We start from the raw sequence: 14,809 nt of genomic DNA, 5'->3' as shown, positions 1-14,809 counted from the left end.
CACGTGTAAAGTAAAAAATATGTATCTTCACTCTTATGCCCTCCTTAAAATTGGCAACAAAAAAAGGCACAAGATAAAATCTTGCACCTCATTTTATAGACCTGTTATTTAATTGAATAGATGAGAATTCTGAGTATAAAAAAAGCCCCGATTATCAAGTCTTATCTTTCAATAAGACTTGATAATCGGGGCTTTTCGGTATAAAACTTCCCACTATAAATATATTAGCATTTAAACAATTCACATACAGTACTTTTTTTGTAGATATTTTGTTCACTTTTAGTTCAGCTCTAATTAAGATTAATACTACCATAGTCCTTTAAGTTCTGGTAAAACATATCCCCATAATGCTACTCCCATTAATTTTATAGCTTCTTTCTTTCTCTTATAAAAGGTTGTTCTTTCAAAATTTAAAACTTGTATAATATACTTTTCAGGATACTTATTTTTCTGAATATATTGTTTATAGATAATTTCAAAATAAATATCACCATAATCAGGATATTTCTTAACTTTTAACAAAGCTTTGTCCACAATTTCTATAAGCAATTTACTTTTAAAAACAGAACATAGTTCATCTTCAAGTTTTTTTCTATTCATATTAGAATTATACTCATCTAAATACTCTAATGCTTCTACTAAACTATTACTTCCCATTTCATAATATTCTTCTTCAATTTCAGCTACCCTGTCTTCAATACTCCATACAACATCTCTGTATATCTTAAGAAGTAGCTTTGTTTTATGATAAGCTTTTTCATTGTCAAAATTTATATTTCTTTTCATAGCTCCTTAACTCCTTCTCCAGTAATATGATTATCGGTATAGCTTTCCGTACTTTAAAATTCTTGCTATTTTTAGCACCATTCTTAATTTAACATTGTTATTTTTCAATGATAAATCAAAATATATGTCGTTATAACTAACATACTTATATTATATGTTAGTTATAATGACGTATCAACGATTAAAAAATGGCTTTGTTAGACATAGCTGGTAATATGTAATTTTATCGATTTATTTATTTTTTCTCCATTTCTCTGTATTTCATGTAATGGAACAGTTAAGCATAAAATCTTTATTGATAGTTGGATAATATATTCTTCCACAATGTAAAGAAATATATTGAATTTCACCTTTAAGTCTTACTTTTTTAGACTTAGTACAAAGCTATTTAACTCCCCTTAGTCTTTAATTAGATACATATGTTTGTGTTGTTATATGTTTGACTTTTTATAAACTATATTGTAATATTTAAATATAGTATTTTTACAAATGGAGGAATATATATGGAAATATATAGTGATAATCCAAACATATTTATTAAAAAAGCTGAAATTTTAAAAATATTATCACACCCTGTTAGGTTATGTATTGTAAAGAGATTATTAGAAAAAGGTTCTAGCAATGTTACGAATATGTATAATTGTTTAGACATGCCTCAATCTACTATTTCTCAGCATATTTCAAAGTTAAAATCAGTTGGAATTATTAACGGAGATAGAAATGGATTAAAAATAATATATTCTGTTTGTAATGAAGACGTAAAGAAAATAATAGAAGTTCTGTTTTAGAATTTCTATTATTTTTTAAAATTTGTATATTGCTATATTGTAATATATTGATATTTCAATACATAAACATATAATTAAAAGAAAATACTATAGTTATTAAAACGAAAGGGAAAGAGGAATGAATATGCAAAAAACTGATTTATTAGTAATAGGAGGAAGTGCTGGCGGTTTATTAAGTGCAACTACTGCTAGAAAAGTTTATGGAAATGTAAAAATCACTTTAATACGTGATACTGAAAAAGTAATGGTGCCATGTGGAATTCCATATATTTTTGGAACATTAAAAGACACTAGCAAAAATGTTATTCCTGATAGAATGTTAATGAACAATGATATTGAACTTATAATTGACAAAGTAGTAAAAATTGATAGAGAAAATAAAATAGTAGAAACAAAAAATAATGATGTAGTTCAATACAAAAAATTAATTATTGCTACAGGATCTCTTCCTATTACTCCAACATTTATACCTGGATATGACCTAGAAAATGTGTATGCTGTTTTAAAAGATGAATCATATTTGAAAAATATATTAGAAAAAGTTCAGAACTTTAATAATATTGTGGTGATTGGAGGAGGGTTTATAGGAGTAGAATTTGCTGAACAAATGAAATCATTAAATAAAAATGTAACATTAGTTGAATTGGCAGATGCATGTTTATGGCAAGCATTTGATAAAACATTTACAGATGAAATTGAAGGAACTCTCAAAAAAAATGGAATTGAAATAAAAACTAAAACTAAGGTGAAAAAGATATTAGGTGATGATAAAGTACAAGAAGTTGAACTAAATAATGGAGAAAAAATCAAAGCAGATGTGGTAATACTAGGAATGGGTGTTAAACCAAATGCTCAACTAGCCAAAGACGCAGGTATTCAGTTGAATGAAAAAGGTTCAATTATAATTGACCAATATATGAGAACTTCTGATCCAAATATTTTTGCTGTAGGAGACTGTGCAGATAAAAAGTGTTTCTTTACAGGGAAAAATGTACCTGTACTGTTAGCATCTACTGCTGCAACAGAAGCAAAAATAGCAGGATGTAATGTTTTTCAATTAAGATTAATCAGACAGAATAAAGGAACAATAAGCGCATTTTCTACCAAACTTTTTGGTCGAACTTATGCAGCAGCAGGAATGACAGAAGCAAAAGCAAAAGAAGAAGGATTTAGTCTTATGATAGGAGAATTTTCTACTTTTGATAAACATCCTGGTTCTTTGCCAAATGCACAAAAAATAAATATAAAATTAATCTTTTCAAAATGTTCTGGAGTAATTCTGGGTGCTCAAATTTCAGGAGGGGATACAGTAGGTGAGATGATTAATGTATTAAGTCTTGCTATACAGAAGGAAATTACAGCATCTGAATTAAATACTTTCCAGGTGGCAACACATCCTTTGGTTTCAGCATCTCCTATTGCTTATCCTATTAACGCAGCATCTATGGAAGCTATTACGAAAAACTGTAAACATTTAAATAAAGACTTTCAAATATAAGTAAGGTTAAAGAGACGTTTATCACGTCTCTTTAATTTTGCCTATATTTTGGGTATCACAGAGTTCTGATGATGCAGTATGCTGAAAAATAGACTAGCATATTGGTTAGTTATTTTTTTGAAGATGCTAAATCAGTTTAGAATATTACTAAAGCTTTAGGAAAAACTAATGTTAATGGTTATAATGTCTTTGAAATCACTACATTCGTAAGAATTAATATGTTTTACATTTCTAGTTTGGAGAAATTCTAAATTTTGTTATTGACATAATCCCAAAACTTATATATCATATACTATATCTTAATATCTAGATATAACGATATAGTATGCATAATGAGAGGATGGCGATTACTAATGTGGAATCTATTACGCAAATTTAAAAAACACCTAGCAAAAAGTATTCTTACATCTATGGTATTTGGTTTGATTTTCGGTTATTTTTTTGATTCAAAATCTTTAAATGTATTAATTACACCGCTTACTTTTTTAATGGTTTTTCCTATGATGGTAAATTTAAATTATAAAGAATTGCTAAATAAAGGAAATGGTAAGTTGATTGTTACATCTCAAGGAATCAATTTTATTTTAATTCCATTTATTGCATTTCTAATTGGCTCATTATTTTTTAAAGATCAACCTATGATTTTTGTAGGCTTTATGCTAATGTCGGTACTTCCTACTTCTGGCATGACCATTTCTTGGACTGGATTCGCTAAAGGAAATGTACATGCTGCAATTAAAATTACTATTGTTGCTCTTTTACTTGGGGCACTAATTGCTCCATTTATTTTAAAAATATATCTAGGTACTACTGTATCCATACCTATATTTAAAATTATACGACAAATTCTTATTGTTGTATTAATTCCAATGATTGCAGGATCAACCTTCCGTCATATAATGATTAATAACATTGGAACTGAAAAATATAATAATGAATGGAAGATGAGATTTCCTCTTTTATCTAGCCTTGGTGTAATAGGAATAATATTTGTTGCAACAGCACTAAAAGCAAAAACAATTATTAATAATCCTTCTATAATACTTTTGCTTATTGTACCAATTATTTTATTTTATGTAGTTAATTTTAGTATTACAACAATAATCGGACGTTTGTTTTTCTCATTGGAAGATGCTATAGCTCTAGTTTATGGCACAGTGATGAGAAATCTTAGTGTTGCCTTAGCTATTGCAATGACTGCATTTCCATCTGAAGGTTCAAATATCGCATTGATTATTGCAGTTGCTTATATTTTTCAAGTGCAAATGGCTGCATGGTATATAAAATTAGTAAAGTAACAATAAGGTTCTTAATTAAAAAACTAGTATAATTCATAAAAAAACTATGATCTTTTCTTGTAAAAAAATATCATAGTTTTTTTAGTGAATCATATTTTTTATAATTTATTTGCAAAGTCCTTTAGATTATCTGTTAAATAGGATATTTCATTTATTTTTTCAGTCATTTGTTCGGTTTTTTCTACTTGTATTTTCTTTAATTGCTCATTTTCTTTTACCGTTTCTAATATTTTCCTAACACCTTCTTGAACATCTTTTAATACATAAGCTATCTCACTTACTGATTCATTACTCAAAATCGCAAGTTTTCTTATTTCCTCAGCTACAATAGAAAATCCTCTACCTGATTCGCCAACTCTGGCAGCCTCTATAGCTGCATTTAGTCCTAATAAATTTGTTTGTTTGGCAACTTGTTTTACAAAACTAATTATTTGATCTGTCTCTTTTACTTTTGCTAAAGAACTATTTACTGTAGAAATCATACTTTCACCCAAAAACGAAATTTTTTCTGCATTAGATGAAATTTGTGTAGTAGATAATTTCATTTCTTTTAATAAGTCTATTAATGGTTCAATTATACTTGAAGATGAAAAAATAGACTTTATATAAAAATCTATTTTTTTGAAATTGGAATATTAATTTTTTCTATGTTAAGTTCATAACAAAGAATATAATCCGTGGTAACGTTATATAACCTAGCTAATTTTATAACATTCAAAGTTGGAGGAATCAAATCACCAGATTCATACTGTGATATAGTTGTTCTTTGAATTCCTAAATATTTAGCAACATCATCCTGACTTAAATTATTTAACTTTCTTAAATTCTTTAATCTTTCACTTATTGTATATTTTACTCTATTAAAAAATTCTAACGACTTAATAATACCTTCTATAAATATTATTAACTTCTCAAAATCAGCACTTTTTTCATAATAATTTTGTATTTTTAATGTTTCTAAAGACTTCATACCTGGTACTTTTTCACCAAAACCAGTAAGAAGCAATATATATAAATCATTATCATATTTTCTTATTTCATCTATTACATCACTTCCGTTAAGCTCATCTATATAATAGTCTAAGATTAATATATCAAACTTTTCCTTTTTTAATCGTTTTAGTCCTTCTCTAGAACTTATATAACCTTCAATATAATATTTATCTCCCATAAAACTTTTTATAGCATCAACAATTCCAGAATCATCATCTATTACTATTATCCTTATACCACTTTTCTCCATATTAGTCCTCCTCAATTAATGGTATTTTAACAAAAAAAGTTGTTTCCTTATCATTAGTCTCAAAACCTATTTCACCATTAAATCTTACTTTTATTATTGATTTAGATATATATAGCCCAAGTCCAGTTCCTTTTTTACCTTTTGTAGTAACCATTTTATTAAATATTTTTCTTTGAATTTTCTCAGGGATTTTCTGTCCGAAATTTTTTATGTAGAAAATAACTTTCTTCTCCTCTTTATAGGCACCTAAAGTTATTACATTTCCCTGTTTACTTGCTTCTATGGCATTACTTATAAGGTTATTTAAAACTTGTACAAGAGAATTAATGTCTCCTTTAATTTTATCATTTGAATCAATATCTAGTTTCTTAACAAATACACATTTACTTTTCTTAATTTCAAAAGCCATTAATAATGTGATTTTTTCTTCCAGTTCTTTTATTGAAAAACAACTTTCTTCTACTTCATTATATTCTGTTACTTGCCCTTTTACTGCAGTTATTACATCAGACATATATACTAGATACTCAGTTATCCTTTGTTGCCAATCATTAATTTCCTCTACTAATTTTGATATATCTGTAGCATTATCACAATTCTTCTGTATATATTCATAAATCTTCCCTGTATCTTTCTTAATTATCTGCATACCTCCTGCTGAACTCATTAAAGGTGTTTTTAGATTGTGTGCTACTCCTCCTATTAATTGACTTAGAGATAAAAGACGTTCTTTTTCGATAAGTTGAAGTTGATTTTGTTTAATTAATTCTAAATTTTTCTTATAAACAGTAATATCTTTAAATACAAGCACTGTACCAAGATATTCGCTATTCAATATTATTGGATTTGACTGTACTTGAAAATATTTTGTTTCTCCTTTGATCTTAATGAATATTTCCATGCTTTTGATATTATTATTTTTTGAATCATTTATTAAATTTATTAAGCTGGTTTTATGCTCAGATATTCTGCTGGAACTTATGATTTCATTAAAATTTTTATATTTTCTGTTCTCTAATAAAAAATTTTTTATAAACACTTTGTTAAATTCTATAACATTAAGCTCTTCATCCAAAGTAATGATTGAATCTGATACAAATTCAAGTATATTTTCAAATGCAAATTTGTATCTATCAAATTTTAATCTAACACCTAAAATCCCGTATTTGAATGCAAAATATAAAAACCCCATAAATTCTATAGGAATTAATATAGCAAAATATCTCCAATTATTTTCAATGCCAAAGGCTCTTAGTATAACATTTGATAAAATTGTATAGCTAAAACAAGGAACAACAATAATTATAGTTAAAAGCTTATACTTTTTCATCATATAAGATTTCTCCTTAATATAGGAATACACTAAGAAGAAAATCCCTCCTACTATATATGGAACAGTCCATATTGCTAATCCCCTAAAATATAACATCAATTCTTCTGGTGTTTTCAGATAACTACTCTTTATTGGCAAAAATATATAATTCAAAATTGGAGGTATGAATAAAATAGTATATATTATTTTCTTTTTACTTTTATGAATTATATTTGCACAAGATAATCCATAAAGCAGCATACAATAGGGTGTCGTGCTGTATACAATAGCCATAATGATACCATTTATGGAATACATTAAACCCATAATTCCTTGGCTAATATCATATTTTAATATAAAATATTCTATAATATTTTCTTGGAAAACTACAGTGAATGCTCCCAAACCTGTGAAAAAACTCACTGCTGCTATCCATAAAGTAGATTCTGTTTTATAATCTTTTATAAGAAATATAACTGTCCATATCCATAATAACAACCATACAATTACCATACTATTACACTCTCTTATCGATAAAGTATAATACATCATTTTTAATTCTATTTTTAGAAAGTACAATTCCAGAATGACCACAACTATACTTATACCTTTCTGGTTTTCCCCATTTTTCCCATAACTGATCTGTGTCTTTATTCAAAACATATTTATCATACTTACCTGATACAAGAAGTATTTTATCAAGGTCTAATATAGGCTTTCTTAAACAGGGATTGATAACTCCCCAACTCTTACTTAATAAGCTATAACTAAAATTGTTTTTCAAAAAATCTTTTTTTATATACTTTCCCGCCTCTGTTTCAAACACTGTAAATGATAGATTATTAGCATAAAACAAAGATATTAGTACATCAATATTTCCTTCAACTTCACATATTAAATTAGTAATTATTCCACCTAAACTCAAACCAATAATTATAACTTTTCCTTTCTCTACATCTTTAATATAGCTTATCAAAGCTCTAATATCACTTACAGATTGCCGCACAGATTTTAAAGTTCTGCTTACATCTGCACTTACAAAATATTCCCCGCTATAAAGAGATGTCTTTGGAGACCTTTCCATGTGAAAAGGTAAGACATATCTATAAACGTTATAGTTTCTTTCAATAAAACTATCTAAAAATACTTTCTCTAATCTGTTTAAAACCTTTGCTCTCCAACCATGTATTAAAATAACATTTATATTCTTTTCTTCATCTATACACTTACTATAGTGAAATACCGCATCCTTATTACTGATTCCATTATCTACTTGACTTAAGAATTTCAATTTTCCTTTTTCATAACTGTTTTCAATCTTATCTTTTTCTAAATATACTTCAGGTAAAATTGGCTTATCATAAAATTCCCCAAAATCACTATTAAGTTTAGAAACTTCATCTTCCACATACTTAAACTGATCGTTTTTACTATATTCTCTATGAAGACTATGTAATCCATAGCTATCTGCTATATTTGATATTACTTTTCTCAAAATACCACTTCCTAAATGAATATTATCATTAAACTGCAATTTTATCCAATGCTCTGTTTTCCTCTTAAATCTTATATTTTAAGTTCTACATTTGCAATTAGTATTATGATTATATTAAACTATACTGGACTATATTATTCAAATTAGTCGAATTAATAGTTTATATTATAGGAATAATCCATAATTATCTATAAGCTTAATTTTGTATTGTGTATTTAAATTACATCATTTTCTAATTACTCAATAAACAATTCTTTTTCCTAACCAATTATCCGATTTTTCCCATTTACTTATCACTTCTTAATAACCTTCTACACTAATAACACTACTGTCGACATTGACTGTAATAAATTTAAAATTGCTCTTATCATTTGGATTGTTTTAATCACTCCAATTTTTTTATGCCTAAAAAGTACTCACACAACATCTTTTTCTATGATTTATTTTGATTATATGTGTAGCGTTATTATCAAATGTAAAGTCTTGTTCAATAAAATCAAAGTTTCCATCATTATTTTTGCATGTTCAAATAGCAACAGGTATAAACAACGGATACGAAGTGTTAGATTACCAATAATTATCTGACACTTTTTTTTATTATATTCATATATATATTAGATAATAAATCTAAAGAATAAAAAAGGAGGCAATTAAATGAGTGATTTATATAAACTAGGTCAATCCCAACAAGGAAGCCTAGAAAAAGTTGGTAAAGAAATACGACTAGACGTACAACTATCAGATGATCCTTTTCTGAATACTGGCTCTGTTTCTGGAACAATCACCAACCCTAACGGCAATCCAGTTGAAGGAGTTTTAATAAAAATTTTAAATACTAATCTCGATCCACTATATCATGTATTAACTGACGAAAATGGTTATTATGCTATAAATGCAATATCTCCAGGCTCTGAATACCATCTTGTTATAACAAAAGATGGATATCTTATTAATGAAGTTACTGTATTTTCTATAGTTTCTGGTCAAATGTTAGATTTAGACGCTACAATAACACCTGATCCTAATGCAACACTATCTACTATCACAGCTCATATATATGACACTGAAAATAATCCACTCGAAGGAGTTATAGCTACTTTATTAAAAATTGTTGCTGGAGAAGAAATTATTGTTGCTGTAACTACAACAAATGAATATGGTCAATGTGCTTTTATAAATGTAGAATTAGGCACTTATCTAGGAAGAGGAACAAAACAAGGATATATGCCCATTACATCTGAAATCCAAGTAACTCAGCCTGGATCAATTATTGATCTTTCCGGGAATATGCAAATATCCCCCACCGAATCACAAGGAACTATAAATGGTACTATCACTGATGATGAAGGAAATGGTATAGTTGATGCAGTAGTTATCTTATACGAAGTTTCAGGAGACCCTGAAAACCCAACACTAACTCCAAGAAGATATACAAGAACAATCGCTGGTGGAGCATACCTATTTGGAGATGTTCCTCAAGGTAATTATATAGTAAAAGCAAATAAAGAATCTTAAAAGGTAAGGTGATATTATGGCAGAAAATAAGGATCTTTATAAATTAGGTCAATCTGAAGAAGGTTCAATAGTAGATATAGGTCAAGAGATTCGAATTGACTTACAACTAGAAGATAATATTATAAGTGATTCAGGTACAGTTTTTGGAAAAGTATTAGATGTAAATGGAGAACCAATAGAAGGTGTAACCATAAAATTAACAGATGGAGATTTTAATCCAAAATACCATACTGTTACTGCTACTTCTGGTCTATACACTATAGATGAAGTAGATGCTAATAAGCAATATCTAATACTCGCAGTTAAAGATAGCTATGATTTAAAGCAAGGTCTTCCATTCATTATGCAATCACAACAACAGATAGAAAGAGACTTTGTAATGACTATTTCCCCACAAGCAAACAATTGTTTAGTTGCAGGAGATATATTAAATAACGAAGGTAAAAAGCTTGAAGGAGTTACCATAAGATTATATGATAACTCTGAAAGTGAGCCTGTATTACTAAAAACAACTCATACTAACCAATTTGGGCAATATGCTTTCTTTGATATTCCTCAAGGAATGTATCTTATTACTGGTTCACTCCTCGGCTATCATACAAGCGAAACAACCTTTATTATAGAGTCCACAGATAAAGTTAGAAATATTAACTTAACCATAAACATTGATCCAATTAGTAAAAGAGGTACAATAAATGGTATTATAAAAGACAAAAATAATATGCCAATTCCAGGTGCATTTGTTATATTATTTGAAGTTACTACGGACGAACAAGGAAAAGAAAAATTAATTCCAATAAGAAAAACTATAACTAATGATTACGGCTTATATTTGTTTGAACAAATCCCAGAAGGTAACTATAAAATCAAAGCTAATAAGCTAGTCCCTAATTCGTAACAATATAAATGGCATATAAAAATTTTTGTATGCCATTTATAATCTATGTGAGGTTTTTAATATGGATAAATATATATTAGGACAATCAAAAATTGCAAATATCACTAAAGATTCTCCTGAAGTTGTTCTCAGTCTACAGCTTAAAAAAAATGCTTACTACAATAATACCCTTATATATGGATATATCACAGATTTAGATGGAAAACCCATTGAAAATGCAAATGTAATCTTTTTAAATAAAAATAATGAAGAAATTGGTTCTATATACAGTTCTAAAGAGGGCTTATATACTTACTTTGGAGTTATATATAATAGTATAGTGAAAATAATCGTAAAAAAATCAGGTTATAAAAGCAACATCAGTGATTTATTAAAAATATGTTTAAAAAAATTTGTAACTGTTCAGCTATTGAAAAATTTCGATAGCTGTTTTATTGTACAACGAATACCACAGGTTATACCTGTGGTTCAAAAAAGCTTATAGCTATGAGTAGAAAAAAATAAAACCTCCGATGTAAAATGGAATTAGGTTTGCCGACCAAAACCATTACGAAGGAGGTTCATCCAATATGGATAATAGTAGTTTAGCACATACGAAGTGGAATTGTAAATATCATATAGTTTTTGCACCAAAGTACAGAAGACAAGTAATATACGGAAAAATTAAGGTTGATATAGGGAAGATACTGAGAAAACTGTGTGAACATAAAGGAGTAGAAATACTAGAAGCGAATGCGTGCAAAGATCACATACATATGTTAGTGAGTATACCACCAAAACTGAGTGTATCTCAATTTATGGGATATTTAAAAGGAAAAAGTTCGTTGATGATATTTGATAGACATGCTAATTTAAAGTACAAATATGGCAACAGGCAGTTTTGGTGCAAGGGATATTATGTGACAACTGTAGGAAGAAACAAAAAAGTAATTGAAGAATATATAAAGAAACAAATACAAGAAGATATAATGCACGAACAGATAAGTCTGAAAGAATATATGGACCCGTTTACGGGTGAGCCGGTAGGCAAAGGCAAAAATTAAAACCCCTTTTAGGGGTAGCCAGAGAAAAAACGCGGTCGGCAGACTTTTCAATGTGTCTTGAGACACGGCTAGCAACATGCCCTTATAGGGCTTATGCAAACCACCCGTTTTACGGGTGGTCCTGATTATTTATAGGTACAACGAATAGAGATAGATTCTTCTATCTCTATTCATCTAAATATTTAAAAGCGCTAGCTTTGCGGCAATGTAGGATCAAATCTGTCGGAGGTAAACACACTCCTCAAACTTTGAATCAAATCATAACCATTCTTACGAATAGTTGATATATAGCCGTTGATTCGCATAGTCCATGCAGCACCATGTTCACCTCTGTAAGTTCCGGAGATTTTCTGTGATACCTTGAGCATCCTCAAATCCTGTTCTGCTAGATTGTTGGTGAATGGAATTATGAAATCATACATGAAAGCTAACATCCTGTCTTTATATAGAACTAGACGATTTATAAGATTTAAACTCTTGCTTTTCTTGGCATTAGCTCTTTTGTTATACCGTTGACCATTAATCTCTTCATCTTCTTTTCGTCCTTTTTCAAGTATCTCATCATATTTAAACGATAGTTCATTCTGAATTTGTTCCGCTAAGTGGTTGTTTCCGTTTTCAATAGCGTCGTCTACCGCTTTTTTTATATGAATGAGATGATCAAAGAATTCCTGTGCCCATTTTTGTTTCTCTAAATCAGTAATTCCGTTTAATTCCCGCAAAATATGAGCACCGCAGATAGCATGGTTAGCATCATTATAAATGTTATATGACCTGAAACAGTCATGAACCATGGTGTTCTTGAAGAATGGAATAATTCCAATATCATCAATAGCTTTGGTTCCACGTTTCTCATGTACACTGTAATGAGTTAATTTTTTATTTGATACTACATGCGTCCAGTTGAGCTTTCCTTTTGATTTTATGCCAGTTTCATCACAATGTATCACTTCAGAATTTATAAGAGCCTGTTTTATATTACTTTCAATTTCTTCAAGGTTGTCATAACATTTCTTGTTGAAATTCACAAGAGTTCCTTTGCTAATATTTAGCTTAAAGATATCTTTAAAAATCTCACTTAATCTTCCATATGGAATCATCTGATATTTTGAAAGATATACTGAAAGTGATTTTACATTTTCACCATATTGAGTTGTTTTATCAACTCCCTCCGGGAACTTTCCTTTGTTTTTACATCCACATTTAGGACAGGTTTTCATTTCTGCTCTATATTCAATTGTTTTGAGTTTTGCTTCTAATATATCAATCTTTTGACGTATTTCATAACCCTCATTTTTCATAAAAACTAAATCTATTCCACAGTTAGTACACTTATCTACTCTCAGAGTGATTACTTCATCAGGCTTTTCAGAGAGTTTGAGCGTTGACCCTTCGTGACCTTCTTGTCCTCCAGGCTTTTTATCACTCTTTTTTCTTAAAGATTTTGTTCTACGTCCAATTCCGTCGCTAGACGGTGGTTTGCTGCTGTTAGTGCTATTTTTCTTTTTCTGCTTTTCGTATTTATCTAAACCTTTATTTAACTTTTCATTCTCTTTCTCAAGTGCTGCAAGCTTCGCTTTTAATTCTTTATTTTCGTTATCCATCTTTTTTATTACAGTAATAACCTCTGAAACCCCTTTGTTGTAAATCTTAATGATTTTTCCTTCGCCCATAATTTTCATCTCCTAAATATAGCTATTTGAAGTTTAACAGCAAAAAGAGTTCAAAACAATACAAATTTCTTTTTATCTACTATATTTTACAATAAATTCATTTATAGCATGCTATAATGCAAAGGTAATTATGGTAGCTGAACAGTTACAAAAATTTAAATACAATATTTCTTTAACAAAACTACCAATATCAACCAAAACTTTAATTTCTGGTCATTTAACGGATAAATTTAGTTCTCCTTTAGAAGGGATTATTGTATACTTACTAAAAATTTGTTGTTCTAATCACAAATATATCTATAAAAGCACAATTTCAAATAAATATGGTCAATTCGTTTTTTCCAATATCTCAAAAGGAAAATATCTAATGCTTATAAATAATCCAAATTTTAATACCTATAATAAACATATTCAAATTATTGAAGCTGCTAAAATTTTAAATATAGATATAACACTTATTAAGAAAGAAGTTTCCACTAAAATCACTGGACTAATTACAGATAATACAGGAAAAGTAATTCCTAATGCTCTAGTAGTTTTATTTAGAATTGAAGAAGATCAAAAACTTATTCCAGTCAAATATACACTATGTGATGAAGAAGGAAGATATAGCTTTATAAATATCCCATATAACAATTATATAATAAAAGCTAAAGAATATTATTAAAATAAAGAAACAATAGAAACAGGAACTACTTCATTATTTGCAAGACAATATGAATTGTCTGCAAATATGTTAAGCAGATGAGTCAGAGAATTTAAAAACCCTAAAAAGCAAAATACTGTTCATAAAAAAACGAAAGCGAATAATGCTACGCATATAAAAGCTATTGAGGCAGAAAACGTTACTTTAAAAAAGTTACTTGATGAAAAAGACCTCGAGATAGCAATCCTTAAAGACCTTTTTTAAAAAGAAAATAACTATAAAAAATAAAGTAGAAATTGCAAATACATGAATCAATAGGGGGGTACTCAAAAACAAAAGTATTAAAAACACTTGCTTTTTCATAAGAGCATGGCAGGTTGTTCAAAAAAACCATGCCAATGCGAATCCATTGAAAAAGAAAATCTTTTTTAAGTGAACTTGTATCTAATACTAAAAAAAGCATGAAATATTCGATAAAATTTCGAATATTTCATGCTTTTTCTTTTTCAATAAAGAAGTAATCTCCTTATTTTATGCTTTTTAACTTAATAAGTCTCTTTATATTTACCGTAAAGATTGATAGTGTTTCTTGCATTTGCATGCTAATTAAGCCC

General features: G+C 28.5%; 14 protein-coding genes. 8 read left to right on the top strand and 6 right to left on the bottom strand.

What is annotated here, in order from left to right; genetic code table 11:
- Positions 1–306: 306 nt before the first annotated feature.
- On the bottom strand, positions 307–786 hold the full coding sequence (locus tag P4S50_RS02170) for a hypothetical protein (RefSeq protein WP_277732865.1): 480 nt from the start codon (positions 784–786) through the stop codon (positions 307–309).
- Positions 787–1,289: 503 nt separating this feature from the next.
- Between P4S50_RS02170 and P4S50_RS02165 the strand changes: the two genes are divergently transcribed.
- The 3 genes from P4S50_RS02165 to P4S50_RS02155 all read left to right on the top strand — a co-directional run bounded on the left by P4S50_RS02165 (position 1,290) and on the right by P4S50_RS02155 (position 4,370).
- The gene (locus P4S50_RS02165; RefSeq protein WP_277732864.1) at positions 1,290–1,574 is read left to right on the top strand and encodes an ArsR/SmtB family transcription factor; all 285 of its coding nucleotides are present in this window, start codon (positions 1,290–1,292) and stop codon (positions 1,572–1,574) included.
- A 124-nt stretch (positions 1,575–1,698) separates the two neighbouring features.
- On the top strand, positions 1,699–3,072 hold the full coding sequence (locus tag P4S50_RS02160) for an FAD-dependent oxidoreductase (protein WP_277732863.1): 1,374 nt from the start codon (positions 1,699–1,701) through the stop codon (positions 3,070–3,072).
- Positions 3,073–3,425: 353 nt separating this feature from the next.
- On the top strand, positions 3,426–4,370 hold the full coding sequence (locus P4S50_RS02155; protein ID WP_277732862.1) for an arsenic resistance protein: 945 nt from the start codon (positions 3,426–3,428) through the stop codon (positions 4,368–4,370).
- Positions 4,371–4,468: 98 nt separating this feature from the next.
- On the opposite strand, the gene P4S50_RS02150 is transcribed toward P4S50_RS02155, so the two are convergent.
- The 4 genes from P4S50_RS02150 to P4S50_RS02135 form a co-directional block, all read right to left on the bottom strand.
- On the bottom strand, positions 4,469–4,852 hold the full coding sequence (locus P4S50_RS02150; RefSeq protein WP_277732861.1) for a methyl-accepting chemotaxis protein: 384 nt from the start codon (positions 4,850–4,852) through the stop codon (positions 4,469–4,471).
- Between the two features lie 131 nt (positions 4,853–4,983).
- Positions 4,984–5,613: a helix-turn-helix domain-containing protein gene (locus P4S50_RS02145; RefSeq protein ID WP_277732860.1), complete on the bottom strand. Its 630-nt coding sequence runs from the start codon at positions 5,611–5,613 to the stop codon at positions 4,984–4,986.
- Position 5,614: 1 nt separating this feature from the next.
- Positions 5,615–7,438, bottom strand: coding sequence for an ATP-binding protein (locus P4S50_RS02140; protein ID WP_277732859.1), 1,824 nt, complete (start codon positions 7,436–7,438; stop codon positions 5,615–5,617).
- A 4-nt stretch (positions 7,439–7,442) separates the two neighbouring features.
- The gene (locus P4S50_RS02135) at positions 7,443–8,420 is read right to left on the bottom strand and encodes an alpha/beta fold hydrolase (RefSeq protein ID WP_277732858.1); all 978 of its coding nucleotides are present in this window, start codon (positions 8,418–8,420) and stop codon (positions 7,443–7,445) included.
- A gap of 654 nt (positions 8,421–9,074) precedes the next feature.
- Between P4S50_RS02135 and P4S50_RS02125 the strand changes: the two genes are divergently transcribed.
- The 4 genes from P4S50_RS02125 to tnpA all read left to right on the top strand — a co-directional run bounded on the left by P4S50_RS02125 (position 9,075) and on the right by tnpA (position 11,876).
- Positions 9,075–9,935: a carboxypeptidase-like regulatory domain-containing protein gene (locus tag P4S50_RS02125; RefSeq protein WP_277732857.1), complete on the top strand. Its 861-nt coding sequence runs from the start codon at positions 9,075–9,077 to the stop codon at positions 9,933–9,935.
- Positions 9,936–9,951: 16 nt separating this feature from the next.
- A complete protein-coding gene (locus P4S50_RS02120) occupies positions 9,952–10,833 on the top strand; it encodes an MSCRAMM family protein (protein WP_277732856.1) in 882 nt (293 codons plus the stop codon).
- Positions 10,834–10,894: 61 nt separating this feature from the next.
- Positions 10,895–11,317, top strand: coding sequence for a carboxypeptidase-like regulatory domain-containing protein (locus tag P4S50_RS02115; protein ID WP_277732855.1), 423 nt, complete (start codon positions 10,895–10,897; stop codon positions 11,315–11,317).
- 85 nt (positions 11,318–11,402) lie between these two features.
- A complete protein-coding gene (gene tnpA / locus P4S50_RS02110) occupies positions 11,403–11,876 on the top strand; it encodes an IS200/IS605 family transposase (protein ID WP_277732854.1) in 474 nt (157 codons plus the stop codon).
- A 191-nt stretch (positions 11,877–12,067) separates the two neighbouring features.
- Here the strand turns inward: tnpA and tnpC are convergent, their stop codons facing one another.
- The gene (tnpC, locus tag P4S50_RS02105; protein ID WP_277732853.1) at positions 12,068–13,549 is read right to left on the bottom strand and encodes an IS66 family transposase; all 1,482 of its coding nucleotides are present in this window, start codon (positions 13,547–13,549) and stop codon (positions 12,068–12,070) included.
- 367 nt (positions 13,550–13,916) lie between these two features.
- On the opposite strand from tnpC, the gene P4S50_RS02100 reads away from it, so the two are divergent.
- On the top strand, positions 13,917–14,216 hold the full coding sequence (locus P4S50_RS02100) for a carboxypeptidase-like regulatory domain-containing protein (RefSeq protein ID WP_277732852.1): 300 nt from the start codon (positions 13,917–13,919) through the stop codon (positions 14,214–14,216).
- Positions 14,217–14,809 lie beyond the last annotated feature (593 nt).

The sequence above is a fragment of the Tepidibacter hydrothermalis genome (genome assembly GCF_029542625.1).
GTDB lineage: Bacteria > Bacillota > Clostridia > Peptostreptococcales > Peptostreptococcaceae > Tepidibacter_A > Tepidibacter_A hydrothermalis.
This window is presented reverse-complemented; position numbering and strand designations above follow the sequence as displayed.

Coding starts and splice junctions, on each gene's coding strand:
- P4S50_RS02140 (WP_277732859.1), bottom strand. CDS start 7,438: ATGGTAATTGTATGGTTGTTATTATGGATATGGACAGTTATATTTCTT.
- P4S50_RS02165 (WP_277732864.1), top strand. CDS start 1,290: ATGGAAATATATAGTGATAATCCAAACATATTTATTAAAAAAGCTGAA.
- P4S50_RS02170 (WP_277732865.1), bottom strand. CDS start 786: ATGAAAAGAAATATAAATTTTGACAATGAAAAAGCTTATCATAAAACA.
- P4S50_RS02145 (WP_277732860.1), bottom strand. CDS start 5,613: ATGGAGAAAAGTGGTATAAGGATAATAGTAATAGATGATGATTCTGGA.
- P4S50_RS02150 (WP_277732861.1), bottom strand. CDS start 4,852: ATGATTTCTACAGTAAATAGTTCTTTAGCAAAAGTAAAAGAGACAGAT.
- P4S50_RS02115 (WP_277732855.1), top strand. CDS start 10,895: ATGGATAAATATATATTAGGACAATCAAAAATTGCAAATATCACTAAA.
- P4S50_RS02155 (WP_277732862.1), top strand. CDS start 3,426: ATGTGGAATCTATTACGCAAATTTAAAAAACACCTAGCAAAAAGTATT.
- tnpC (WP_277732853.1), bottom strand. CDS start 13,549: ATGGGCGAAGGAAAAATCATTAAGATTTACAACAAAGGGGTTTCAGAG.
- P4S50_RS02120 (WP_277732856.1), top strand. CDS start 9,952: ATGGCAGAAAATAAGGATCTTTATAAATTAGGTCAATCTGAAGAAGGT.
- tnpA (WP_277732854.1), top strand. CDS start 11,403: ATGGATAATAGTAGTTTAGCACATACGAAGTGGAATTGTAAATATCAT.
- P4S50_RS02125 (WP_277732857.1), top strand. CDS start 9,075: ATGAGTGATTTATATAAACTAGGTCAATCCCAACAAGGAAGCCTAGAA.
- P4S50_RS02100 (WP_277732852.1), top strand. CDS start 13,917: ATGCTTATAAATAATCCAAATTTTAATACCTATAATAAACATATTCAA.
- P4S50_RS02160 (WP_277732863.1), top strand. CDS start 1,699: ATGCAAAAAACTGATTTATTAGTAATAGGAGGAAGTGCTGGCGGTTTA.